The organism is Streptomyces sp. NPDC033136, from assembly GCF_055578235.1.
Genome location: NZ_JBVIPD010000025.1, coordinates 20,267 through 44,747, shown reverse-complemented (window position 1 = coordinate 44,747; position 24,481 = coordinate 20,267). Strand labels below are relative to the sequence as shown.

Sequence of the window (24,481 nt, the reverse complement as noted above, 5' to 3'; positions counted from 1 at the left end):
ACACCATCGGTAACTTTTCCCCCCCCCTCCCCCCCCCTCCCCCCCCCTTTCCCCTCCCCCCCCCCCCCCCCCCCCCCGCCCGGCGCACGGTGTGCAGATGTGCGGGAGGTTCGGGCCCCGTCCCCGTCAGGCCGCCGCGGCCGGCTGCATCAGCCGGGCCAGCAGGTCGTCCAGCGTGACCACGCCGGTGAGCCGCCCGGAACCGTCGCGGACCACGGCCAGGGACGACCGGCGGCGGCGCAGCACCTCGATCGCGTCGGCGACCGTGGTGCCCTCCGTCACCTCGGGCACCGGCCGGGCGAGGTCACGCGCGGTGGTGGCACGCCCCCGGGCCCGGGCGACCAGGGCGTCCCGGGCGTGCACGGACCCGAGGACGACGCCGTTCTCCCGGACGAGCAGCCGGGTGCGGTCGTGGTCGGCGGCCAGCCGCAGCAGACCGTCGATGCCGGAGCCGCCCTCGACCCAGATGATCTCGGCGGCCGGGATCCGCAGCGCGGCGACCGGAGTCTCCGGCTCGGTCAGCGACCGGGTCAGCAGCTCCGAGTCGGCCGCGCTGATCAGACCCAGCCGCTCGGACTCCTCCACCAGGTGCGTCAGCTGCTCCCGGTTGTGCACCGAGGCCAGCTCGTCACGCGGCGCGACCCGGCACAGCCGTACCAGGCCGTTGCTCACCCAGTTGAGCAGCCGGATCAGCGGACGCACGGCCCGCACCACGGCCCGGAAGGGCGGCGACAGCAGCATCGCCGAACGCTCGGGGTGGGCGATCGCCCACGACTTGGGCGCCATCTCGCCGACCACCATGTGCAGGAACACCACCACGACCATCGCCACGGCGAACGCGACGCCGTAGCTCACGGCGCTGGGCAGGCCCAGCTGGTGCAGCAGCGGGTCGAGTTCGTGCGAGATCGCCGGCTTGGACACCGAGCCCAGGCCGAGAGTGCACACGGTGATGCCCAGCTGGGCGCCGGCCAGCATCAGCGACAGCTCGCGCATACCGGCCAGAGCCGCCCCGGCGCCGCGCCGCCCCTCGGACGCCGCCTTCTCCATGCGGTGCCGCTTGGCGGCGACCAGCGCGAACTCGGCCGCCACGAAGAAGCCGCTGCCGACCAGCAGCAGCACGGTCACGAAGACCGCCATCGGGAAACTCACGCCATCTCCTCGGCTTCCTCGGTCTCCTCGGCGTCCACGAGCGGAACGATCCGGACGCGGTCGGCGACGTGCCGGTCCAGCGTGCGGACGTGGATCACCGCGCGGCCGCCGCGGGGCAGCTCGACCGTCACCCGGTCGCCGACCGTCGGGAAGCGGCCGAGCCGGTCCACGACCAGACCGGCCACGGTGTCGTAGTCGTCGTCCTCCGGCAGCTGGACCCCGGTGGCCTCGGCCACCTCGTCCAGCCGGCGGCCCGCGTCCACCAGCCAGCCGTCGCCGTCCGCGACGGCGAGCACGGTGACCTTGTCCGACTCGTCGGCGATGTCACCGACGAGTTCCTCGGCGATGTCCTCGTAGGTGACGATGCCGGCCACGCCGCCGTGCTCGTCGAGGACGACCGCGAACTCGTCGTCCTGCTCCCGCATCCGCGTCACCGCGTCGGGCAGCGCCAGGGTGTCCGGCAGCAGCAGCGGCCGCCGGGCCACCTCACCGGCGGTCGCACCGGCGAGACGGGAGGCGGGCAGCGCCATCAGCTCGCGCACGCCCAGCACGCCCGCGATGTCGTCCGGATGGTCGCCGAGCACCGGGTAGTTGGAGTGACCGTGCCGGGCGATCAGGCCGATCGCCTCGTCGGCGCCGGCGTCCTTGCGGACGAAGACGGCGTCGGCACGGGGCACCATCACCTCGTCGAGGGTGCGCTCGGAGAACTCCAGCGCGTGGTCCAGCAGCGCGGCGGTGTCCTTGGGCAGCGCGCCCCGCTCGTGGGACTCGCCGATCAGATGGCCCAGCTCCTCCAGCGTGGCGCCGTGGTGCAGCTCCTCGACCGGCTCGATACCGACCTTGCGCAGCAGCCTGTTCGCCGCGCTGTCGAAGACGTGGACGACGGGTCCGACGACCTTCAGATACGTCAGTGTGGACGGGGCCAGCGCCTTCGCCAGCCGCTCGGGGACGGCGATGGCGAGGTTCTTCGGGGCCAGTTCGCCCAGCACCATCTGCACGACGGTGGCCAGCACGAAGGCGAGCACCACGGAGACACCGCTCACGGCCGCGCCGGGCAGGCCGAACCCGGACAGGGCGGGCTTCAGCAGCGCGGAAACCGACGGCTCGGCGATGAAGCCGACGACCAGTCCGGTGACGGTGATGCCGAGCTGCGCGCCCGACAGCATGAACGACAGCCGCTCCAGCACCTTCAGGGCACGGGCGGCATTGCGGTCCCCCGCCTCGGCCTCACGCGCGAGGGTGAGCCGGTCGGCGGAGACGTAGGCGAACTCCTGGGCGACGAAGTAGCCGGTGCCGGCGGTCAGCACGAACACGGCGAGCAGCCCCAGCAGGGCCTCGGCGGCACTCATCGACGCATCAACTGCGAGGCGGCACCCCGCCGTGTGCCGCGATCACTCTCGCCGTGGCGGGATGGCCGGGGACTGTGCCCCGGAGGGTCCGTCGGTCTGGCGGACAAGAACATGCTCCTTATGTGTGGTCTGTCTCCGGCACAACGTTCACCGTCGCACCGGTGTTCCCGGATTCTACGACCGTGTAGATGCATCTGCCCGAAGATGCGGAGGCAAAGCTTCCAGCCACACGGGCGGCACGGAAGGCACGGGCCGGCTCGAAGCGGAACCAGGCATCGGGGAGCAGGCATCTCTGCCGAGTCACGGCAGTGAATCGGAGCGGCGGGTATGGCAGGTTCTGGGGGTATGGGGTGGAGCTTCAAGTTGCACGGGGGGATCGCGGCCGGGTTGAGCACCGTGCTGCTGTCGCTCGCCGCGCTCACGTGGCTGCCGGGGACCTTGCCGCTGGCAGGCTCGCAGTGGCCGCTGGTGGCGATCACGGTGCTGCTCTTTCCGATCTTCACCGCTGCCCTGGTGCGCACGTTCTTGAGCGGAGCGGACCGGCACGCGGTGTGGCTCGCCTTCCGGTGTCTGCCCGGCAAGATGCAGGCGATGCTTGGGGTGCTGGCCGTCGCGGGCGTCGTGCTGACGCTTTCCAGCATGGTCGGCGTGGGAAACCTGCAGTCGCCGGAGGTCAGGGACGGCCGGTACTTCGTTCTCGACACGACTCCCTACGCGCGCGGCACGATCGAGGTCTCGCACAGCCAGTACGAGGCCGTCCTCGAAAGCGATCAGCGCAGCATGCTCGCCATTCCCGGCTTGCTCTTCGCCGGAGCCGCATGTGTCGTCCTCGCGGCGGGAGAGTTGCGCCGGGCGGATGGCGGGGTCAGATCTTCGTAGCCGGTGCGGGTCCGGGGGTTCGGGTTGGGCACCGATCGCTTGTCACTCGTGTTGAGACATCGATGGTCCCGCTTGCGGGCCCGCCCCGGCAGCAGCGTGTCGATCCGGCGGTCTGGCCACAGTGCTGGCCGGTACCCGCACGGCCGCTCGCCCTGACGGAACCGCGCGAAGCCGTCGGCCTCTACGGCGCATCGGCGCGAGAGGCGAAGGCCGTCGCCGACCCGGTCGGAGCCCCGACGGATGACTGGGAAGCCAGTCGGCACGCCGGCCGCGATGACGCCCGAGCTGCCTCCTGGGTCCTCAGGACACGGGGGGCGTGGTGATGCGGTGAGATCCTGTCGCGCGGCCGGCCGGCAGCCGGTTCGCGTGGATGGGTCGGGCAGGTAGCGGGACTGTTCCGAACGGGTGAGCGTGGTGTCGACGGTTGCGCAGATGGTGCGGATTGCGCGGGCCGGGTCGGGCAGGTCGACGTCCCACAGCCCGACGGAGCTGTCCGCGTTGATGGCCAGGGTCCGTCCGTCCGGGCTGAACGCCACTGCTGCGAGCGGGCGGGCGAGCAGGGTGATTCTGGGCTGACGGGTGGCGAGGTCCCACAGCTGGACTCCTCTTGCGCTGCCTGCGGCCAGGGTGCGTCCATCTGGGCTGAAAACCGGCGACGCCACCTCACCGCTGGCACGGAAGCTGTCGTGGAGCTGACCGGTGCGCGCATCCCATGTCTTCACGACACCGCTACCGCTGCCCACCGTGGCCAGAGTGCGCCCGTCCGGGCTGAACGTGAGGGACAGCGGGCCCCGGTTGCCCGGCTTGATGATGCGCTGTGTGCGGCCGGTTGCGGCATCGAACAGCGTGACCTCGTCGCTGGCCTTGACGCGCACGACGGCAAGTGTGCGGCCGTCCGGGGCGAACGCCACTGCCCTGGCCGGTTGGCTGCGGCCGGTGTGGGCGGTATGCAGAGCGCCGGTTGCGAGGTGCCAGATCCGCACAGATCCGTCCATGCCGACGACGGCGAGCTGGGTCCCGTCGGGACTGAAGACCGCCGTCTCGATGGCGCCCAGGGCGCGGCTTCGGTGAAGACGGCCCGTGGCAACATCCAGGACCTCGATCGTTCTGTTCTTGCCGGCCCTGGCCGCCAGGGCGCGCCCGGTCGGGCTGAACCCCACCGCCACAGGGCGGGAGATCGTGAGAGGCAGTTGTCTTTCCTGGAGGGCCGGGTCGGTGTCGAGCGCCAGTGTCGCTGCGCGATCGCCGGTTCCGACATCCCAAAGCCGTACTGAGCCACGGCCGGACGGGCCTTGGTGAACCGTGGCCATCGCGCGCCCGTCCGGGCTGAATGCCATGTCGGTGACGTGCGTGGCGGCATGGCCTGACAGGGCGGTCCGCGGGTGATGAGCAGTCAGGCGGTGGACGCGGACGGTGGGGTCCAGGTTGCTACTGGTCACCAGGGTGCGGCCGTCCGCGCTGAGGGCCATTTTCAGGGCCCCGCGTCCGTGGTGACCGGCGGTCACGGTGGCCCGCGCCGTGCCGGAGGCGGTGTCCCACAGTCGCACCGTGTCCCCACGGCCCGGGACGGCGAGGGTTTGCCCGTCCGGGGTGAAGGCCACCTCGTTCACTCCGATGGGACCGTCCCTGAAGGTGCGCCGGACGATGCCCGTGGCCACCTCCCGCAGCTGCACCAAACCGTCGGTGCGGACAACCGCGTATGCCCGGCCGTCACGGCTGAAGGCCACCGCACGGCCCTCGATGGGGCTGTCGCGGGCGGTCCGGGTACGGCCGGTGGCCACGTCCCACACCCGCACCCGTCCGCTGAGGCCTACCGCGGCGACGGTACGTCCGCCAGGGCCGAAGGCGACCGCCTGCGGGTCGGAGCGGCTGGTGAAGCGCGTGCGGCCGGTGGCCACGTCCCAGACCCGTACAGCCGCCGGGGAGGCGGCGGCCACGGTACGACCGTCAGGGCTGAAGGCCATCCCGCGTACCGAGCCGTCGGGGACATTGAGGATTCTGAGGTTCCTGCCGGTGACCGGATCCCACAGGCTTATCTTCCCGCCGGTAGCGACGGCAAGGGTGCGTCCGTCAGGGCTGAACGCCGAGACTTCGCCGACTTCTCTGCTCTGGCCGGTGAACATGTGTCGGAGCCGGCCGCCGGGCAGATCCCAGATCCGTATGCTGCCGTCACGGCTGTGGGTGGCGAGGGTGCGTCCGTCCGGGCTGAGGGCGATGGCGCCCACGGGTTCGGTGCCGCTGGTCAGGCGCTTGCGCAGCGGTAGCGCCGCTGCGGCATACAGGGCGGCGGTGGCCTCGCGGGTCGGGCTGGTTCGGTGGGCGTGGACAGCGAGCAGTGAGGCGAGGTCGGGTTCGGAGTCCAGCAGTGCGCTGGACTGGGCGGCCAGTTGCCGGGACTGGGCCAGGTGCTGGGCGGTGACCGCGCTCTGCCACTGCTCCACGGCGAGGCCGGCGGCGACGAGGGCGAGGCACAGGGCGGCGGTGACCGTGGTGAGCACCAGCCGGTACCGGCGACGGCCCTTCTGCTCGTGGTCGCGGCTGGCGTCGAGGAAGGCCTGCTCCACGTCGGACAGGTCCTCGCGCGGTGCGCTGCCGAAGTGTTCCTGGGCGGCGGAGAGCCGGCTTCCCCGGCACAGAGCGTCCTTCTCGCGACCGAGTTCCTGCCATGCGTGGGCCGCTTCTGTCAGGTTCCGGTGCACACGCAGGCGTTCGCGGTCTTCCTCGATCCACCCCCGTAGCCGGGGCCAGGACGTGATCAGGGCCTCGTGGGCCATCTCGACCGTGCTGCCGTCCAGGGTGAGCAGCCGCGCCCCGGTGAGTGCCTCCACCACCTGTGCGGTGTCGTCCCGGCCGGTGCCGGGCAGTTCCGCGCGCTCGACGGGACGGCGGGTGTCGGGGGTGCCGTCACCGGGGGCGACCAGGCGCAGCAGCACCCGGCGGGCGGCGGCCGCCTGGTCTGCGGTGAACCGGCTGGACCGTGCTCAGGCTCGTACAGGACGTCGTTCACTTCGCGGGTTGTGGACCGGTATCCGACACGAGTCGAGCCAGTCGACGCAGACGTTGGCAGTAGCAGAGGTGCTCTGCTTTGCTGAGCAACGGCAGGACCCGGTCGAGGTCTGCGATGCAGTCACGCAGGATCCTGTGGCGCTCTTCATTGAGAGCGCCGCCGTTGTTCTGCCAGGCGGACACGCACCCGGCGATGCCGGCGTCGAGCAGCACCATGTCGATGCCTGCCGGCTCGGCACCGCGCAGTCCGGCGGGGAAGGCCGTGCGCAGGTGTTCCTGCCACAGGCGGGCCACAACGGCTTCGTGCTCAGTAGTCCTGTTCACGCGACTCATCTTCGCGCAGCGCTTCTACGGCGGGTGCGGTTCACCTGCTCAGGCGACGGTGGCAGACGAGGGCCGCGGCTGCGCCGACGAAGGCGGAGAAGCACTCGGCCTTGCGTCATCACGGCGGTGCCGTCGTCGGCATCCGGCCGGCCAGGACACTGTCCTCACGACGGCCCAGCGGTGCCGGCCCAGCCGCTGTGAGGACTCGATGCCCTTGTGGGCGATGCGGTGGCGGATGCCTCGCAAGAAGCGACGTCTCAAGGCCGGTGCGCGGTGCTGCTCTACGCTGCCCTGCATGATCGCCAAGCTGCAGTGTGTGGTGCTGGACTGTGCCGATGTCGTTGAGCTGTCCCGGTTCTACCAGTCGCTTCTCGGTGGCGTGGTGAACCAGCCGGATCCGCGGTGGTCGCTCGGTGATGGCTGGGCGACGCTCCATATGGACGGTGGGTTCGTGCTGGCTTTCCAGCGAGTGGAAGACCATCAGCCACCGCGTTGGCAGCATCCCGTTCGACCCCAGCAGTTCCACGTCGACTTGGAGGTCACGGACCTGGACCAAGCTCAGGAAGACGTTCTCGACCTGGGCGCCACACTGCTCGAGGAGGTTGACGAAAAGCGGAGTTGGCGCATCTTCGCGGACCCGGCAGGGCACCCGTTCTGCCTCGTCCGGCACTGACGGGAGACACCTCATCCGGCCCAGAGCGGCCAGGCCTGCCCGGCGCCGGGCTCTGGCAGGGGCGCACCGCGCATGGAAGACTGATGTGCGCACCAGCCAGCCGGCTGCGCGGCGGACCGGTGTCCGAGGGGCGGTTCCAGGAGGCGTACGTGGCTGCGGTCCCCGAAAGCGCCGATCTGCACGAGCAGTTAGGACCGGATGTCGCGCACGCCGTGCTCGACTGGGCCGACCTCAACGGCCAGTTGGTCCGTCCGCTGCTGCCGTCGTGGCTGCCGTCCGGCACCGGATACACCGGCGCACTGCTGGTCGCGCTGGAAACCGCACCGCCGCCCCGCGTGGTCGTCCTCAAAGTGCTGCCGGAGGGCCCGCACCGCACCGAACCGCGGCGACACGCACAGGCGCTGCGCCTCTCGCCCCCCGCCTTCGCCGACGACCACCTCGTCGAGCAGGCCTTCGCTCCCTACCCGTTGAAGAACGGCGGCGCTCTGATGTTCCAGGCGATCGCGGGAGAAGGCCTGCGCAACGCCGTGACACTGGGGGCCCTGCGGGGGGAGGACTTCGCGCGAACGGCCGCAGCCGTGGCCCGGGGCACCCTGAGCGAGTGGAACCGGGGCGTCACCGCCCCTTCGCGCATGGCGAGTTCGGTGTTCCTGCGTCGGGAGCTGGAGACCGCGGGGCTCACCGAGGTTCCCCTCGAACCGTGGCGGCGCCGCGCGGGCCTGGCCGGCACCTCGCGGCCGTGGTTCGAAGCGGCGGGCCGGCGCCTTCCCAACCCCTATGTGATGATCGCCGGCGGGCATGCCGACGTCCCCGACCGAGACCTGTCGGCCCTGACGGGCCTGACGCACGGGGACCTCCATCCGGACAACATCATCGTGCCCCTGCGGCACGGTGTCCTGTGCGAACAGGCGTACCGTCTGATCGATTTGGGCAGCTTCCGCCCGGACGGCGCGTTGAGCCGCGACATCGCCATGCTGCTGCTGTCGGGGCTGGCGCCCGTGGTGCGCGAGCCGCAGCCGGCGCAGCAGCGGCAGGCACTGCTGGAGTACGTCGTCGACCCGCATCAGGACCACGTCGGCCTGCTCCCGCCGGAGGCCGTGCGGCGGGTCGACTGCGTCAGGGACACCGCCGCTGAGGTGATGCGCCAGTGGCGCGAACCATGGCAGGACCAACTGCTGCTGTCCCTCGTCGCGGGTGCTCTGGTCTTCACCACCTTCTCCGCGCTCCCTCCCGACGTCCGGGACTGGTACCAACTGCTTGCCGCGCATGCGGGGAAGGCCTTTCTCCGATCCGGCGACGCCGGTACGCCCGCGGTGCGGCGGCCACCGCACGAACCGGCGGCCGAGCCGTCGGGGCCTACCGCCACACAGGCGGATCCGCCTCACCACTCGCCTCGGCCATGGCCCGGCGCGACCGGTCCGGCCGACCAGGAGGCCTCGGAACCGGCCCGGCGCAAGGCGTTGGTGGAAGCCCTGGAAGAGCTGCCGGCGATGACCGATCCCGTCGCGCGGGAGGCAGTCCTGCGCCGACTGCCGCGACGGCTGGCGACGAGCATTCCGAGGTCGACCATTCTGCGCGTCGAACTGCTGGGTCTGGTCGACACCTGCATCACCTTCCACGGCGGCCTACGGGCGCTGTGGGATGCCGTCTCGTTCGTGGACACCGGCACCCGCGAACGCGACGCGCTGTTCGGTGTTCTGCAGAAAATGCCGGAGTTCGCGCGGCAACAGGCCAACGGCGCTCCTTGAGGCCGGATTACGCGGCTCGGGGTTTCCGGTCATGCGGTGCTGGGACATCATGAAAACGCAGGGTCGGGCCGCGCGGCCCGGGACGGGGAGGGCCGCAGAACATGGATCACGCGAAATCCGTCATAGAGTCGGAGCTGCTCGATCTCTCGCAGCTCACGCTGGAGGACGTGCGCGCATACCGGGACTGGCACGAGTGGCAGAGCATGGAGTGCCGGCTGCTGCAGGAGTTCGGAAACCCCTCCGTCTTCGCTGGCGACCCCAAGAGCAGTGCGGACCTGTGACACCGAGGCCCGATCTGCGATCACGGAGGCCCATCAGTGAGTGGCTCCTTCAGCACTTCGGGACGACCGGCAGAAGGACTCCCACGGCATGGGCTTCCCCCGCGGCACTTTGACTCGCTGGCCGGCGGAGGAGGCGGCAGTGCGGTCATCGCCCATCTGTGGGATTCCGAGCGCAGTCACCGACTGGTGCTCCTCGGCCTTCTGACCGCCACCGCGGGCCGGCGTCCCGACGCCCTCGGGCCCCTGCCCGGCACTGAAGAGGCCTGGAATCTCCTCGTCCGGGCCGAACGCCACAGCGGCGCGATCGCCGACGAGATACTCCTCCTGCCGGAGACCGGACGCTGGCTGCGCCACTGCCTGCAGCGATTACAGACGTCCGGCCGGATACGCGAGCCCGACGAGCCGCCCCTGTGGGTGGACGTGGGGCATCTGCATCTCCTGGCGGCCGCCGCGGCGGTGCGGGCCGGCCTGCCCTTCGAGCTTCGGGTCCCTGCCCGGAACGGCCGGGTGTGGCTCCCCACGCTCGGGTGCGCCACGCTGCACGGAAACCTCACACCCTGGCAGTCCGCCGAGGTCTCCTTCGCCGGAGACGCCATGACCTTCGCCCTGTCGGGCGCGGCGGGCCACGGCCACGACCCGGTACGGGTCGAGCACCCGCTCAGGAAGCCGACGCCCGGCTGGCAGGTACCCCGCACCCTGCCCCTGGACCTGCCGGACGGCCCTCAGGCCGTCGCGCTGCACGAACTGGGCCACTACCGCATGCGGGCCGGTGCGAATGGCGCGTCCACCGACGCGGTGCCGGAGGACTCGATCCGCCGCTGGACCGATCTGCTGCACAGTGCCTGGTCGCTGCTGACCCACGTCGACCCCGGCGGGGCGGAGGACGTGAGCGCCTGTCTGCGCTCCATCGAACCACTGCCGGCCGCCCGGCCCTTCCGCTGGCTCAGCGCCACCATGGAGGACGGGATGGGAGGGATGGCCGCCTCGGAGCCGAGCGGGACCGAACCCGCCGCGGCCGCCCAGTTCGCCGCCGTCCTCACGCACGAGGCACAGCACAGCAAGCTCAGCGCCCTGCTGCACATGTACTCGCTGCACACGCCGGACGTGGCCCACCGGTTCTACGCTCCCTGGCGCGACGACCCGCGTCCGCTGCGCGGCATGCTCCACGGCGTCTACGCCTTCACCGGCGTGGCCCGGTTCTGGCGCGGCCACATGCTCAGCGGCTGCGCTCCGGAGGAGCAGGCTCTGGTGGCGTTCGAGTACGCGCTGCGCCGCAGCCAGCTCCTGCGCGTCCTGCCCACGTTGCTGCACGACGCCAGACTGACCGCACTCGGCCGCAGACTGGTCGGCCGGCTGCTGGAAACCGTGGGGGAGTGGCAGGACGAGCCGATCCGCCCCGACTGCCTCGAAGCGGCGCAGTGGGCGGTCGAGGACCACTGGCTGAGCTGGCGCTCCCACCACCTCGTCCCCGACCCCGGCCTCGTCGTCGACCTGGCTCAGGAGTGGCGTACCGGACCGCCGGATCCGGCCGCAGAGGCAGCGTGGCGCTATCCGGAGCCTCGGCTGGTGCCCGACCCGGCCGCACGGCACCTGGACGCCAGAGCGGTCCTCATGCGCATGAGACTGGCCCGGACCACCGCCGTCCGCCTTGCGACAGCGGCCAGTGTCGGCCACCTCGTCCTCGGCGCCCGCCCGGCGGATGTCCATCTCCTCGACGGCGACCTGCTGACCGCGGAACGCATGTACGTCGCGGAGATCAGAGCCAAGTGCGGCTCCGCTCCGGAAACCGGGACGGCGTGGGTGGGCCTGGCGCGGGCACTGCGGGGACGCCCCGGCCGGGAGGGGGCCGCCCGGTCCCTGACCCGGCACCCGGAGCTGGTGCGCCAGGTGTATGTGTCGATCAGCGCCAAGAGCGACACCACGCCGGACCCCGTCGCCGTCGCCGACTGGCTGGGCCGCACCCTGGTCGCGCTCTGACGAGCCCGGGGTGCGGCCCGGGCGGTCTACGGCATCGGGTCGGCGTCGCAGTTGGAACGCCGCCAGGCCTCGGCGTCGACGAAGCCGGGATGGCTGGCTCCCAGCTGGGCCCGCAGCCCTTCCACGGCGACCGTGTGCATGGCCTCGGCTTCCTCGGTCCGTCGCAGTGCGCGCAGGTCACAGGCGATGTTGTTCATCAGGGCCAGCGCGGTGGGGTGCTCTTCGCCCAGCGTGGCCTTCACCCGCTCCAGCGTGCTCTGGTCCAGCTCGAGAGCGCCGACGGCGTCACCCTGCGCGTACATGTCGCTGGCGAGGTTCGCGGCGCACACCAGCACCGTGGGGTGGTCGTCGCCCAGTGCCCTGCGCGCCCGCACCAGCGCGCTCTCGTTCAGGGAACGGGCGGCCTCGACCTGATTGACCAGCCGCAGGGTGATGGCGAGGTCGATGTCCGCCGCGACCGTGTCCGGGTGGTGGGAGCCGAAGACCTCTCCGTACAGGTCCCGGGTCTTCTCGCCGAGCTTCAGGGCGTTGTCGAGGTCGCCCATCTGCCGCAGGTCGACCGACAGGTTGAGGGAGGCCACCAGTGAGTCCGGGCTGCGCTCGCCGTAGCGGTCGATGAGCGCCTTGCTGGCCTGGCGGCTGAGCTCGTAGGCGGACTCGTGGTCGCCCGCCTTGCGCCGCGACACGGCCAGCCGGGCCGCCGCCCGCAGGGTGTGCGGGTTCGTCTCCCCGAAGACGCTGCGGTACTTCTCCACGATTTCTTCGAACATCCGTACGCCGAGGGCGTACTCGCCGGCCTCGCGCCGGTCGAGCGCCAGACCCATCTCGGACAGGAGGCTGTCGTAGGCCTCTTCGCCATAGATCAGCACGTTGCGGCGCCAGGTCTCGTCGTCGAGCTTCAGGGCCTCGCGGTAGTGGCCACAGGCCCGCAGGGCGACAGCCAGGTTGTGGGTGTGGTCCAGGGTCAGCGGGTCTTCCTCGCCGTAGGCGCGCACGGCCCTTTCGTGGACCTCGCGGGCCATCTGCAGGGCGCCGAGGAAGTCACCGTGCGAGCGGCGGTCGATCGCCACCGACCCCATCGTGGACAGCAGTTCCTCCTCCGCGTCGCCGTCGAGCTGCCGCACGGCGGCGAGCATGCGCTGGCTGAGCTCGGCGGCTTCCCCGTAGCGGCCCATGCGCCACAGCACGTACCACAGGCCGCGAGAGAGGAGCAGTGTCTGCTGGTCGCCCTCGCCCCACTTCTCCTTCCAGCGTTCGTACGCCTTCTGGCCGAACTCCCGGGCGCTTTCGTGGTCGCCCCAGTAGTACAGGTACTCCGCCGTGTTGATGACGAGTTGCCGGACGTTGCCGACCTCGGACTCGATGGCGCCGGACTCGACCACGTGGGGGTACAGATCGCCGAATCGCCCCCAGTGGTCGGGGTCTCGCGGGTCGCGGGGCGCGTTGGCAGCGAGCAGCAGGTGCGCGCCCTGACGCATGCGCTGGCGCTGTTCGTCCGTCATGCGGGCGATGAGTACCGCCTGCACCAGCCGGTGCATCTGGATGCTGTTGTTGCGGTGGTCGATCTTCGCCAGCGAGTAGCGGTTGATCTCCCGGATGGCCCGGGCCAGCCGCAGGGGGTCGGTCAGGGCCCGGTCGAGATCGGGCGCGATGGGCTGGACCGGAGCCCCGGAGAACAGGGAACGCGCGATCGGCTCGGGAGCGAAGTAGGCGCAGATCTGCAGCAGTTGCAGGGCCGCGGGATTCTTGCTCGCCAGATGGTCGAGCGAGACGTTCCAGGCCGTGGCGACGGTCTGCTCGTAGTGCGTGGGAGGGGAAACAGTCATCAGTTCTGCGCGTTTCTCTGCGAACAGGCGTAGGTACTCGGCCGCAGGCATTCCTGTCTCGGCTCGCCAGGCCGAGGCCTGTTCCACCGCGAGGGGCAGATCGCCCAGAACGTGGGCGAGCTGATCTGCGTCCTCGTCGGACAGGTCCGGGTTGCGGCGCTGGAGTAGTTGAATGCTCTCTTCGCGCTCGAACACGTCGACTTCGAGTGGTCGGGCGAGAGTGTTCCACTGGGGGTTGCGTGAGGTGATGATGATGGAGCCGTTGGGCCCGTTCTCCGAACCGCTGGGGAAGAAGTCCTGCACCGCTTCGGGGCTCTCGGCATTGTCGAAAACCAGAAGCCATTTACTGTAGGGATTTCCGGTGCGCAGTGCTTCCAGTACGGCCGGCACGGCGGTGATGGCCTCGGTGCTGACCGGCAGGTGCAGCCGGTGGGCCAGTTCCACCAGAGCCTGGGCGATCTGCGTGGGACGCTCGGCCGGGATCCACCAGACGATGTCGTACTGGTTGGCCTGCCGGTAGACGTATTCCTGCGCGAGCTGGGATTTGCCGACCCCGCCCAGGCCGTGCAGTGCGTGGGGAAGGACAGCGGTGGGTCCGCCCCGCAGTTCTCGCTCGAGTCGATGCAGCAGATCTTCGCGCCCGGTGAATACGAGATTTCGTGGGGGCATATTCCCCCACACGGCGGGGCGCGCGGAAGCAGGCGTCGTGGCACGGCCGAGATCAATAGTTGTCCGCGGCGCTGTGGCGGAGTAACCGGTGACCACTGTGGCGTCTCCTGAAAGGGGGCCGGCATCAGCCTGGCCGAGTTGCTCGGTGAGCACCGGCGCCTCGGGGGAGTTGGGTTCAGTCACTATGCCATAGCTTTCCGTGTCTGGGGTGGTGTGCCGGTCGCCGTGTGTCGGTGTATTCAAGTGCTTCGATTCCTCATGAGCCCGAATGAGTTGCCCGATGATCTGGGCCCGGCGCGCATGTGCGCCGGAGAGCGATCTCAGCACCGTCTGTTCTATCTCTCGCAGGTGCCGGTCGGCGTCAGTAATGTGTGGGTCGGAGGTACTTGCCCCGTCCAGGTATGCCAGCATTTCGCGGGCCGCGCCACTGTGCGGGGCGAGCAACTCGGCTGCTGCTTTTGTCGCCAGTTCCGTGGCTTGCCGATTGCTCGCCGCCAGTACTTCGGCACGCACCCCGGGGCGAAAGGAGAAAGCCGCCTCACCCGCGGACGGATCGGGTTCCACCAGGTCGCTCATGAGGAACTCGGCCAGATGCTCCGGGCCGGTGCGGGGCATGGTCCGCGTCTGCAGCGCCGTCATGAGCGGCAGGTCGAGCGGCGCGGTGGCGAGTCGGGTGGCCAGTTCGAAGGAGTCGGGAGAGGACCACACGCGGAACAGGGCGACCCGTTCGGCCGCGCTCTTGTCGCCGCGCTCGGGAGCCGGTGGCGGCTCGGCGGGCGGTTGCGTTCCCCGGGGCAGGACGAGGGCTGCCACCTCGGTCCATCGGGGCGCGTCGCCGGCGAGGAACTCGGTCCACGGCGACAGCCACCCGCCGGACAGTTCCAGCACCGGGACGACGGTGTGCTTGCGGTGTTGTCCGGCCCCGCCGGCCGACTCGACGTACTCCCAGGCGGGGCTGGCCTGCCAGGACCCGGACGCGTGCAGGCGGACGCGCTGCACTTGCAGGGCGGTGCGGTGCCACAGACGCTGGGGAAGCACGTGGAGGACGGTCGCCGGCTGATGCCGCCCCCAGGTGGCCAGATGTGCCTGCACGCCACCTGACTGCCAGGCCGGCCCCAGGCCATCGGTGAGGACGAAGATCAACGTGCGTCCGCTGTGGTCCACCAGACGTCGCGGGGACTGCTTCTCACCAGAACCCGGCAGCCGTACGGTCACCCCCTCGCCGGACGAACCGGTGTCGAGATGGAGCACCCTGAAGTCACCGAAGCCGGCGTACGTGCGGAACAGGTCGGCCACCTGGTCGGCCGTTTCGCTCCACACGGCCATTCGGGGGGCCATGTCGATGAGGAGGACCGCTTTCCACCGTGGCCCCGGCCCCGGGCAGAAGACCGGAGGCAGCCCCGCCGCGACCGCGAGGCGCTCCGCGGTGGCCTGAAGGTCGATCCGGGGTTCGTCAGGGTCCGGCACCCGCCGACGCAGGGGAGACAGGGCGCGGGCGAAGGAACGCGGCTGCAGGACGGACGTGTGGCTGCGCACGGACCTGACAGGCCGGGCGTCCTCGACGGTGCCCGCGCCTGACGCGTCGACCGGGGCGCCCTGGCCGAGGCGCAGCAGGGGGACCGGCGCGGGCCCGCTCGGCTGGTGGTCCGGTGTGTCGCGGGCCGCGTCGTCGTGCTGTCCGGGTAAGTCGCCGTTGTGCTGCCTGCGCGGGAAGCGGGGCGTGGGGGAAGCGTTCTGCGGCGCGTCAGGGGCGGCGGGGCCGGTCGTCCCGGGACCCGCGTGTGGCGCACCGGTGTCCAGGGCGACTCGTGGGTGCCCGTCGACCGCGATGTCCGGATGATGCGCCGCCAACCAGACCGCGTCCGCGATGTCCCGGGGGTGGAGATCGCGGACGGGCATGCCGGAAGCGTCCGCGGCGGGGGACGGGCCAGGTGGTCCGTCGGCCGCAGCGTGACCGTTGATCTCCGGCGATCGGTCAGGCACCCCAGTCCGCCCCATCTCCGTTCAACGGGTGCCAGATGGCATCAAGGACGGCCTGCCACTCGGCACGATCCCCATCACGGTAGGAGTGCGCGCCGGACGTGACCAGGTGTGCCGCATTGAGCAATTGGTCCGCGGCCAGCCCGTCGACCTCCGCACTGCGTGTCATGAAGTCCCGGACGAGCCTTCCTTGTTCGTCTCCGAGCGAGTCCCCGAAGTGGGCGGCCACCAGCTCGCCCAGCGCCTCTGGGCCGGGGTCCGGTATATCAAGACGCAGACACCGGCGCATAAACGCCTCAGGGAACTCCCGTTCACCATTCGAGGTCATGATCACGATCGGAAATGATCGAGTTTTGATGATTCCATTATGGATCGATGCGGTTTGCCCTGGATCTGCCGTATGGACGGTGACGGTGTCGATCTGACGCTTCACCCGAACGAGAGGCTGAACGGCGAACCACCCGTCCTCGAACAAGGAGAGCAGGTCGTTCGGGAGGTCCACATCGCCCTTGTCCAGCTCGTCGATCAATATGACCCGCGGTAACCGGTGCGGCAGCAACGCCGTGCCCAGCGGGCCGAGTTGGATGAAGTCCCCGATGTCGAGGGCGGGCGCCGGCGCACCGTTCCCGGCTGTTTCCTCCTGGGCGGCGCGTGCCTGTGCGGTGAACCACGCCTGGCCCGCTTGGGCGCGTCCGAGCACGTCGTACTCGAACAGGCCCGAGGCCAGGGTCGTACGGCTGGTGACCGGCCACTGCAGGACGCGTCCGAGCCCCAGCTCCCGGGCGATGCGGTAGGCGAGGGTCGACTTGCCGACTCCGGGCCGGCCGGTCACCAGCAGTGGACGCCTGAGCAGGATGGCCGCGTTGACCATGCGGACCTCGGACGCCGGCGGTCGTCGACGGGCCGTGGGCGGGCCCAGCCGCCGGTCCGCCTCCCCGTCCTCGGGCGGCCGGGGCTGCTCCGGCCCGCCGTCGAACGTGCGCCAGCGCGGGCCGGGCGGCCAGACGCGTTCCTCGTACGGAGTCCCGTCGATGAAGGCGGCACCGGTTCCGCTGTACAGCGGGCCGCTGGGCTGGTGGGCGTCGGACGGAAGCAGTCCTGCCTGAGACGAACTCATTCAATCCCCCCTACAAAGGCGGCCGGCGCTCCGGCACCGCCGCTCAACAACTGCTCGGGGTCGTCCCAGACGACGCAGAGCTGCTGGGCGGCGTCATGGGAACTGCCCAGCGGACGCATTTGGGAATCGCTCTTCCACTGTCGTGCCTGAGAGGGAAAACCCGCTAGACCGCCTTCGGACAGGCCGTCCCTGACCATGCTGTGGAACTGTTCGGACGTCACGTCACGGTGGTGTATGAAGACAGGGATGCCCAGATCGATGCCCACGCGAACTTCCCCCAAGCCGGCCTCGTTCCCGGTGGTCGGCGGCTCGCTGAGCACCATGGCGACGACGTCCTGCCGGGCGCCTATCGTCGCGTCCAGCCCCTGCAGGTACGTCGGCACGGCGTGCCCCTGCCGGTCGCACCAGTGGACACGGTCGCCACCGCCCTGAGCGTCCTTCCAGCGTGCCCAGCGCAGTCGCCAGACCTGATGCGCGTCACGTCGCTGCAGTCGTTCCAGGCTGTGCAGGACGATCTCCGGATACTTGCTGAACAGAGGGTTGGGATAGGTGAGAGAGGGGTCCCGGTCCCACCATTCCACCGGCTCGTTGAGCAGCTCGGTCGGCAGGAAGAACTCCAGCACCACGTCCTCCGCCCGCGCGTGCCACAGTGAGGCCATGCGGGACAGCAGGCCCGCCACCGTCGCCGGCACCTGTGACCGGGGAACGGGCTCCTGTGTCTCGCCCTCCTTGGCGTGGTGCAGTTGCGAGGATTCCGCGTACTTCACCCGGGCGGAGACCCAGTAGCGCTGTCTCTTGCGGTTCTGCCGTCTCCCGGATCCCTGAGTCGGCATCAGGTCCGGGGCGAGCTTGACGTAGAGCCGGATGACCGGGCGCTGCTTGCTCTCCGGGGCAACCTGCGCCGCAGGCGGCGCGGGCTCCGGCTCGCCGACGGCAGGCCCTGCGGCCGCGAAACGCCTGCGTCCCAGCGCGATGCGCAGGTCGGTCAGTCCGTCCTCGAGATCGACCAGTTTCCACACCGCGGCGAAGTGATCGTTCCAGCCCTGCAACTCACCCACGCATGAGGCCAGGTCCTCGTACAGCGCGAGATGCTCCAGCAGCACCATGCCGGGAGGCAGTACCGCGTCCGGCATGGCGGCACGGCCCGAGAGGTGCAGGAACGCCTGCCAGGCGTTGGTGCAGTAGGCGGGCAGCCGGATGCGGTCGCCCATGATCTGCGCGACCGTCGTATCGAGTCCCGGCAGTGTGATCAGCAGGGCACGGCGCAGTGCCGTCCAGTCACGGCCCTCGTACAACCGCAGGGCGTACAACTCCTCGACCAGAGGCGCGAGATGGTCCTCCATGGGCGGCGCCACCAGAGCAGTGGCCTGGAGCAGATGGGACAGACCGTCGTCCCGTGCCTCACAGACCCGCACCACCTCCAGGAACTCCTGGTGCGCGGTGGGTAATTCGCCCCACGGCTGGTTCCCCAGCAACTGTGCCAGTTCGCGCCGCCACTGCTGCCTTCCCCGTGCGTCGGTGAGGGCAACCGAATCTCCCAGCACATGGACGACCCGGCGCAGTATGTCGCTTCGCCGCGCGTCCTGCGTCGCGAGTTGTTGTGGCATCCGTGACTCCCCCCGTGCCGCAGCATTCACACGGCGCCTGTACCGCAACTCGATCAGGGTAGGCCGCCGAGGCGCTCCGCCGAATACGTTCGGCGATATTCGTCGGGCCGACGGGGAACGATCGACAGAGGGGTCCGCGTAGTGTGCTGCGCACCCGAAGGGGACTGGGGGGAACATGGTGAGCCATCCGTTGCCCGTGCCGATCACACGGCGGCAGAACGACGAGGACTTGCAGAAGATCCTGAGAGCCGGCGAGTCGTCCCACGCCCGGGCCCGGCAACTGGCCGCCGTGCACATGTCCATCTCCTTTCTGCTCGCCGCGGGCGCCGTGCTCGGTGTCTTCGTCACCTCGGTGCAGCAGACCCTCACCGTCGCGGGCTTTCTGTGGGCCCTCGTCTATTGCGCCGGCGCGAGTTCCTGGACGGAGCGCGAGTTCCGCAGGGCGGCGCTGTTGCAGGAGGCCTTCGACACCCGGCTCTACGAGCTCCCGTGGAACGAAGTCCTGGCCGGAAGCGCTCCCTCGGCCGACGAGGTCAGCCGCCTCGCCCGGAGCTACAAAGGCTCCCAGGCGAGACTGCGCGACTATTACGAGATCCCGGACCTGCCCCGCCCGCTGGACGTGCTCTCCTGCATCCTGCAGAACCTCGCCTGGGGTGCCCGCATACGACGGCGCTTCGCCGCCGCGGTCCAGGGGGGCGTCGTCATCTGGGTGGCGACGGGGGTGCTGGTGGGAGTCGTGACGGACGCGGCACTCCTGTCCGTCCTCGTCAACTGGTTCGTTCCCTCGCTCGGTGTGCTCCTGCTCGGGGTTGATACCTATCGGACACAGCGCGACACCGCGGCCGTACGTGAGCACGCGCGGTCGGTGATCCTGCCGCGCATGCGGGAGTTCGCCGAAGCGGGGATGCCGCCCGCCGGCACCAGGGACATGTGCGTCCTGGCCCGGCAGGCGCAGGACGTCCTGCTGCGGACGCGGCTGCACCAGGCCCGCGTGCCCAACTGGTTCTTCAAGGCCTTCCTCGACAGTGACCGCGCCGACTTCGCCGCGGCCATGGACGAGGTGGGCGGCTGGCTGCCGCACCCTCCGCCGACCGGATGAGGCCCGTAAAGGCGCACCTCCTGCCGCACATCCGCGCCCTACAGGGACTGCGGCGACGCCGTGTGTGCCCCAGGCTGTTCCGCTCAGGTCCGCTCAGGTCCGCTCAGGTCCGCTCGGATTTGCTTGGATTCGCCTAGATCCGCTCAGTACACGTCCCGCACGTACCGCTTGTCCGCCGCGAGCTGCTTCACGTACGCGGCGGCCTCCGCCTCGCTCAGCCCGCCGTGCGTCACCGCGACGTCCCGCAGCGCCCGGTCCACGTCCTTCGCCATCCGCGAGGCGTCGCCGCAGACGTAGAACCGGGCCCCGTCCCGAAGCCAGTGCCACAGCTCCGGCCCGTGTTCGCGCATCCGGTCCTGCACGTACAGCTTGTTGCGCTGGTCCCGGGAGAAGGCGGTGTCCAGACGGGTGAGGGTGCCCTCGTCGAGCAGGGCCGTCAGCTCGTCCTCGTAGTAGAAGTCCGTCGCGCGGTGCTGCTCGCCGAAGAACAGCCAGTTGGGGGCCCGGTGCCCGAGCGCCCGGCGCTCCTGGAGGAAGCCGACGAAGGGCGCCACGCCGGTGCCCGGCCCGACCATGATCATCGGCGTCGAGGCGTCGGCCGGGGGCCGGAAGTGGGGCGAGCGCTGCACGAACACCGGCACCTCCGTGTCCGCTTCGGCATCCGCGAGGTACGGCGAGCACACCCCGCCACGCGCCCGGCCGTGCAGGTTCTCGTACCGCACCACCGACACCGTCAGCGACACCCGCCGGGGATCGACCAGCGGACTGGACGAGATGGAGTACAGCCGCGGCTGGAGTTTCCTGAGCACGCCCGCCCACTCCCCGGCGCTCGCCCGCACCGCGTACTCGGCGACCACGTCCACGGCCTGCCGCCCCCAGCTCCACTGCGCCAGCCCGTCCTTGTTGTCGGGCCGCAGCAGCCTGCGCAACTCGTGCCGGTCGCGGGCGCGTTCGGCGACGAAGCGGAGCAGGTCGGACGTGATCCGCGTGATGTCGAGGTGCTGGTGCAGGGCTTCGCCGAACGGGACCTCGCCGACCCCGTCCACCCGCACGGCCGTCGAGGCGTCCAGGCCCGTCACCGCCAGCCACTCCCGCACGAGCGCGGGCGCGTTGACCGGTCGCACACCGAGCGCGTCCCCGGCCTCGTACGCCAGATCCGTCCCGCTCGTGTCGAAGGTGAACCGCCGGACCTCCTTGCCCGCGCCCGGCTTGCTGAGCAGCCGGTTGCCGGTCAGCCGGGCGGTGGTGACGGGCTTGGACTTCGCCCGGGGCTTCTCGGCGGGGCCGGCCGCCGCACCGCCCAGCGCCGAGACCACCTGGTCCAGCCACTCCCCGGCGGACGGCTCGTAGTCCGGCTCGCAGTCGGTACGCGGGGCCAGCCGCACCCCGCCCAGCTCGTCGAGCCGCGCGTCCAGCCGCCGCCCGTGCCCGCAGAAGTCGTCGTACGAGGAATCGCCGAAGGCGAGCACGGCGTACCGCACCCCGTCCAGCCGTGGCGCCGGCTCGCCGGAGAGCGCGTCCCAGAAGCCGGAGCCGTTGTCGGGCGCGTCGCCGTCCCCGAAGGTGCTGGTGATGAACAGCAGGTCCGCCGTGCGGGCGAGCGCCGTGACGTCGGCCTCGTCCATGCCGACGAGGGTCGTACGGTGCCCGGTGGCGGTCAGCCGGTCGGCGGTGGCGGCGGCGAACTCCTCGGCGTTCCCGGTCTGCGACGCCCACAGCACGACGACCTCACGGCCGGACCCCTCCCGCGGTGCCTCGGTCGCGGTCCGCGAGTACATGCCGGCGAGGACCCCGTTGACCCACAGCGCGTGCTCGGGGGAGAACGGCGCGTCCGGCGGCAGCACCGGCACGCCGGGGGCACCGGAGCCGAGCCCGGCCAGGAAGCCGGTGAGGTACTGGCGCTCCTGGTTGGACAGGACCGGGGGAGGGGAGGGTTCGATACCGAAGGGGCCGGCGCCGCCGGGCGTCACGGCCGTGGGTGTCAGGGCCGGTTCCTCCGGCGCCGGCGTCGCCACCCTCGCCAGCGACACGGCACACACCTTGAACTCCGGCTGGAACGACAGCGGATCCACCGCGTCACTCGTCACGGCGTTGACGCTCAGATACTCGCCGAACAGGTCGTTCCAGTGGAACGGCGCGAAGCAGCACCCCGGCCGCACCCGGTCCGTCACCACCGCCGGCAGCACGGCCCGCCCGCGCCGCGAGGCCACCTCGACGAGATCGCCCTCCGCGACACCGAGCCCCTCCGCGTCCCGCGGATGGATCTCCACGAACGGACCGGAGTTCAGCTTGTTGAGCTTGGCGACCTTCCCGGTCTTCGTCAGCGTGTGCCACTGGTGCTGCACCCGCCCGGTGTTGAGCGTGAACGGGTAGTCGTCGTCCGGCAGTTCGGCGGCCGGCAGATGCGGCCGGGCGAAGAAGACGGCCCGCCCGCTCGCCGTCGGGAAACGCAGCCCGCCGTCCCCGACGTACCGGATCGGATTGCGCTCCGGCCCGTCCTCGCGCGCGGCCGGCCACTGCACGGGAGTCTCCCGCAGCCGCTCGTAGTTCACCCCGCTCAGATCCCACCCCGTCGCCGGGTTCCGGAACCGCCGGATCTCCTCGAAGACCTGCTCGGCGCTGTCGTACGAGAAGCCCTTCTCGTACCCCATCGCGCACGCCACCACCGCGATGAGCCGCCAGTCGGGCAGAGCCTCCCCGGGCGGGTCCGCGGCGGCCTGTGTCAGCGTGAGGCTGCGCTCGCTGTTGACGAAGACGCCCTCCGCCTCGGTCCACATCGCGCCGGGCAGGACGACGTCGGCGTACGCGTTCGTCTCGGTGTCCCTGAACACGTCCTGCGTGACGACGAACTCGGCGGCCTCCAGGCCCTCGATGACCGTACGGCGGTTGGCGACCGACGCGACCGGGTTGGTGCAGATGATCCAGCAGGCCTTGATCTCCCCGTCGGCCATCTTCCGGAACATCTCGACGGTGCCCTGCCCGGCCCCGTCGGGGCGCAGCGTCCCCGGCGGCAGCTCCCACACCTGCTCGGTGAACGCGCGCTCCTCCTCGACGAGCAGGGACCGCTGCCCCGGCAGCCCCGGGCCCATGTATCCCATCTCCCGCCCACCCATGGCGTTGGGCTGCCCGGTCAGGGAGAAGGGACCGGCACCCGGACGGCAGATCGCGCCGGTGGCCAGATGCAGGTTGACCAGGGCGTTGGTGTTCCAGGTGCCGTGCGTGGACTGGTTGAGCCCCATGGTCCAGCAGCTCATCCACCGCGGGCCGGCCTCGCCGATCAGCCGGGCGGCCTCGCGCAGGTCGTCCTCCGCGAGCCCGGTGATCTCCGCGACGGCCGCCGGGGTGTACTCGGCGAGGAAGCCGGGCAGATCCTCCCAGCCCTCGGTGTGCGCACCGATGAAGTCCGCGTCGGTGTGCCCGTTCTCGTGCAGCAGACGCAGCAGGCCGTTCAGCAGCGCCAGATCGGTCCCCGGCTCGACCTGCAGGAACAGATCGGCCTTGGCGGCGGTCGCGGTCCGCCGCGGATCCGCCACGATCAGTTTGGCGCCCGCCTTGACCCGCTCCATCATCCGCAGGAAGAGAATCGGATGGCAGTCGGCCATGTTCGACCCGATGACGAGAAACGCGTCCGCCCGGTCGAAGTCCTCGTACGACCCGGGCGGCCCGTCCGCGCCCAGCGACAGCTTGTAGCCGGTGCCCGCGCTCGCCATGCACAGCCGCGAGTTCGACTCGATCCGGTTCGTCCGCACGAACCCCTTGGCCAGCTTGTTCGCCAGGTACTGCGCCTCCAGGCTCATCTGCCCGGACACGTAGAAGGCGACTGCGTCCGGCCCGTGCTCGTCGACGATCGCCCGCAGCCGCGCGGCGGTCTCGGCGACCGCGTCGGCCACGGGCACGGGGGCGGCCTCCTCGCCCCGGTCGTCCCGCACCAGCGCGGTGGTCAGCCGGCCGGGCGCGGCGAGCATGTCGGCCGTGGTCGCGCCCTTGGTGCACAGCCGGCCGGAATTCGCCGGGTGCGCCTTGTCACCGGAGGCCTTGAGGACGGTGCGCCGCCCGTCCGGCCCCCTCCCCACGTCGAGCACGAGACCGCAGCCGACACCACAGTACGAGCAGACGGTGCGCACCTGCCGTGTGTCCTGCCGGCTCTCGGGAGTCGTGGTCATACCCCGACGGTACGAATCGCCCGTTACGCCTCTGTCACACGGCTTGATCAACAGGAGTTACGCCCGTCACACAGCCGCCTTCCGGCCGTTGTGAGGTGCAATGAGGTCGCGGAGCGTGTCGCAGTTGGGCCGAACGGGTGACTCTGCGCAAGAATTGCCCGATGCAGACAGCCAGTGCGAGCCAGGACGGAGTATGCCGGTGAACAGCCACGATGTCACCGACGAACAGTGGGAGGGGCTCGCCCAGGTCGTGCCGCTGCGGGGCCGGGACGCCTGGCCGTCCTCCGTCGACAACCGGTCCCTGCCCGAGGCCGAGACGGAGGCCCGGCGCCGCTTCGTCGTCCTGCGCGTGAACGTCTTCGCCGACGCCCGTGACGTCGCCGAGACGCTGATGGGAGGCGTCCCCGTCCTCCTCGACCTCACCAGCGCGGAGACGGAGGTCGCCAAACGGGTCCTCGACTTCAGCACGGGCGTCGTCTTCGGCCTGGCGAGCGGGATGCACCGGGTGGATCGCAACGTGTTCCTGCTGACGCCGGCGGGGACCGAGGTGACGGGGTTGATGGAGGGGGCGGGTCTCCCCGGGGTGTGACCGTAGCTCGATCGTAGGAAGCTCCCGGCGGCGGAACGGTTCGTC

The 24,481-nt window shown here is 70.6% G+C and carries 15 protein-coding genes and 2 pseudogenes; 7 read left to right on the top strand and 10 right to left on the bottom strand.

The features are described from left to right. Positions 1-126: 126 nt before the first annotated feature. The gene (locus ACZ5TL_RS32925; RefSeq protein ID WP_468594443.1) at positions 127-1,149 is read right to left on the bottom strand and encodes a hemolysin family protein; all 1,023 of its coding nucleotides are present in this window, start codon (positions 1,147-1,149) and stop codon (positions 127-129) included. Then, positions 1,146-2,498 (bottom strand): hemolysin family protein, encoded by a 1,353-nt coding sequence (locus ACZ5TL_RS32920; protein ID WP_468594441.1) that lies wholly within the window; start codon positions 2,496-2,498, stop codon positions 1,146-1,148. The genes ACZ5TL_RS32925 and ACZ5TL_RS32920 overlap by 4 nt, the downstream gene beginning before the upstream one ends. A 396-nt stretch (positions 2,499-2,894) precedes the next feature. On the opposite strand from ACZ5TL_RS32920, the gene ACZ5TL_RS32915 reads away from it, so the two are divergent. After that, positions 2,895-3,377 (top strand): hypothetical protein, encoded by a 483-nt coding sequence (locus ACZ5TL_RS32915; protein WP_468594540.1) that lies wholly within the window; start codon positions 2,895-2,897, stop codon positions 3,375-3,377. On the opposite strand, the gene ACZ5TL_RS32910 is transcribed toward ACZ5TL_RS32915, so the two are convergent. The 4 genes and pseudogenes from ACZ5TL_RS32910 to ACZ5TL_RS32895 all read right to left on the bottom strand — a co-directional run. Next, complete coding sequence (locus ACZ5TL_RS32910) at positions 3,269-5,818, bottom strand: WD40 repeat domain-containing protein (RefSeq protein WP_468594539.1); 2,550 nt, start codon at positions 5,816-5,818, stop codon at positions 3,269-3,271. The two genes, ACZ5TL_RS32915 and ACZ5TL_RS32910, sit on opposite strands and share 109 nt — an antisense overlap. A 213-nt stretch (positions 5,819-6,031) precedes the next feature. After that, a pseudogene (locus ACZ5TL_RS32905) lies at positions 6,032-6,334 on the bottom strand (nSTAND1 domain-containing NTPase); the annotation flags it as partial. Between the two features lie 46 nt (positions 6,335-6,380). Further along, positions 6,381-6,707 carry a hypothetical protein gene (locus tag ACZ5TL_RS32900; RefSeq protein WP_468594440.1) on the bottom strand — a complete coding sequence of 109 codons (327 nt, stop codon included), beginning with the start codon at positions 6,705-6,707 and terminating at the stop codon, positions 6,381-6,383. 132 nt (positions 6,708-6,839) lie between these two features. Beyond that, a pseudogene (locus tag ACZ5TL_RS32895) lies at positions 6,840-6,950 on the bottom strand (IS5/IS1182 family transposase); the annotation flags it as partial. A 52-nt stretch (positions 6,951-7,002) separates the two neighbouring features. Between ACZ5TL_RS32895 and ACZ5TL_RS32890 the strand changes: the two are divergent. The 4 genes from ACZ5TL_RS32890 (at position 7,003) to ACZ5TL_RS32875 (ending at position 11,386) form a co-directional block, all read left to right on the top strand. Further along, positions 7,003-7,380 carry a VOC family protein gene (locus tag ACZ5TL_RS32890; protein ID WP_468594438.1) on the top strand — a complete coding sequence of 126 codons (378 nt, stop codon included), beginning with the start codon at positions 7,003-7,005 and terminating at the stop codon, positions 7,378-7,380. Between the two features lie 83 nt (positions 7,381-7,463). Continuing rightward, positions 7,464-9,128, top strand: a complete 1,665-nt coding sequence (locus ACZ5TL_RS32885) for an effector-associated domain 2-containing protein (RefSeq protein ID WP_468594436.1) — start codon at positions 7,464-7,466, stop codon at positions 9,126-9,128. Positions 9,129-9,229: 101 nt separating this feature from the next. Next, positions 9,230-9,409, top strand: a complete 180-nt coding sequence (locus ACZ5TL_RS32880) for a hypothetical protein (protein WP_356439446.1) — start codon at positions 9,230-9,232, stop codon at positions 9,407-9,409. A gap of 186 nt (positions 9,410-9,595) precedes the next feature. Continuing rightward, positions 9,596-11,386: an HEXXH motif domain-containing protein gene (locus ACZ5TL_RS32875; RefSeq protein WP_468594435.1), complete on the top strand. Its 1,791-nt coding sequence runs from the start codon at positions 9,596-9,598 to the stop codon at positions 11,384-11,386. Between the two features lie 26 nt (positions 11,387-11,412). Here the strand turns inward: ACZ5TL_RS32875 and fxsT are convergent, their stop codons facing one another. The 3 genes from fxsT to ACZ5TL_RS32860 form a co-directional block, all read right to left on the bottom strand. Continuing rightward, entirely contained in the window at positions 11,413-15,780 is a 4,368-nt protein-coding gene (gene fxsT / locus ACZ5TL_RS32870) for an FxSxx-COOH system tetratricopeptide repeat protein (RefSeq protein WP_468594433.1), read from the bottom strand. Positions 15,781-15,856: 76 nt separating this feature from the next. Then, positions 15,857-16,978, bottom strand: a complete 1,122-nt coding sequence (locus ACZ5TL_RS32865; RefSeq protein ID WP_468594431.1) for an AAA family ATPase — start codon at positions 16,976-16,978, stop codon at positions 15,857-15,859. Then, a complete protein-coding gene (locus tag ACZ5TL_RS32860) occupies positions 16,975-18,585 on the bottom strand; it encodes a VMAP-C domain-containing protein (RefSeq protein ID WP_468594429.1) in 1,611 nt (536 codons plus the stop codon). The genes ACZ5TL_RS32865 and ACZ5TL_RS32860 overlap by 4 nt, the downstream gene beginning before the upstream one ends. A 196-nt stretch (positions 18,586-18,781) precedes the next feature. Here ACZ5TL_RS32860 and ACZ5TL_RS32855 point away from each other — a divergent pair, with 196 nt between their 5' ends. Beyond that, the gene (locus tag ACZ5TL_RS32855) at positions 18,782-19,684 is read left to right on the top strand and encodes an S-4TM family putative pore-forming effector (RefSeq protein WP_468594427.1); all 903 of its coding nucleotides are present in this window, start codon (positions 18,782-18,784) and stop codon (positions 19,682-19,684) included. A 143-nt stretch (positions 19,685-19,827) separates the two neighbouring features. Here the strand turns inward: ACZ5TL_RS32855 and ACZ5TL_RS32850 are convergent, their stop codons facing one another. Continuing rightward, positions 19,828-23,847 (bottom strand): molybdopterin-dependent oxidoreductase, encoded by a 4,020-nt coding sequence (locus ACZ5TL_RS32850; protein WP_468594426.1) that lies wholly within the window; start codon positions 23,845-23,847, stop codon positions 19,828-19,830. Positions 23,848-24,040: 193 nt separating this feature from the next. Between ACZ5TL_RS32850 and ACZ5TL_RS32845 the strand changes: the two genes are divergently transcribed. Then, positions 24,041-24,436, top strand: coding sequence for a cell division protein SepF (locus tag ACZ5TL_RS32845; RefSeq protein WP_468594424.1), 396 nt, complete (start codon positions 24,041-24,043; stop codon positions 24,434-24,436). The last annotated feature ends 45 nt before the right edge of the window (positions 24,437-24,481 follow it).

Excerpts from the sequence above, each read along its gene's own strand:
- ACZ5TL_RS32920 (WP_468594441.1), bottom strand. The coding sequence starts at position 2,498 with ATGAGTGCCGCCGAGGCCCTGCTGGGGCTGCTCGCCGTGTTCGTGCTG.
- ACZ5TL_RS32890 (WP_468594438.1), top strand. The coding sequence starts at position 7,003 with ATGATCGCCAAGCTGCAGTGTGTGGTGCTGGACTGTGCCGATGTCGTT.
- ACZ5TL_RS32885 (WP_468594436.1), top strand. The coding sequence starts at position 7,464 with ATGTGCGCACCAGCCAGCCGGCTGCGCGGCGGACCGGTGTCCGAGGGG.
- ACZ5TL_RS32880 (WP_356439446.1), top strand. The coding sequence starts at position 9,230 with ATGGATCACGCGAAATCCGTCATAGAGTCGGAGCTGCTCGATCTCTCG.
- fxsT (WP_468594433.1), bottom strand. The coding sequence starts at position 15,780 with ATGCCCGTCCGCGATCTCCACCCCCGGGACATCGCGGACGCGGTCTGG.
- ACZ5TL_RS32865 (WP_468594431.1), bottom strand. The coding sequence starts at position 16,978 with ATGAGTTCGTCTCAGGCAGGACTGCTTCCGTCCGACGCCCACCAGCCC.
- ACZ5TL_RS32860 (WP_468594429.1), bottom strand. The coding sequence starts at position 18,585 with ATGCCACAACAACTCGCGACGCAGGACGCGCGGCGAAGCGACATACTG.
- ACZ5TL_RS32850 (WP_468594426.1), bottom strand. The coding sequence starts at position 23,847 with ATGACCACGACTCCCGAGAGCCGGCAGGACACACGGCAGGTGCGCACC.
- ACZ5TL_RS32845 (WP_468594424.1), top strand. The coding sequence starts at position 24,041 with ATGCCGGTGAACAGCCACGATGTCACCGACGAACAGTGGGAGGGGCTC.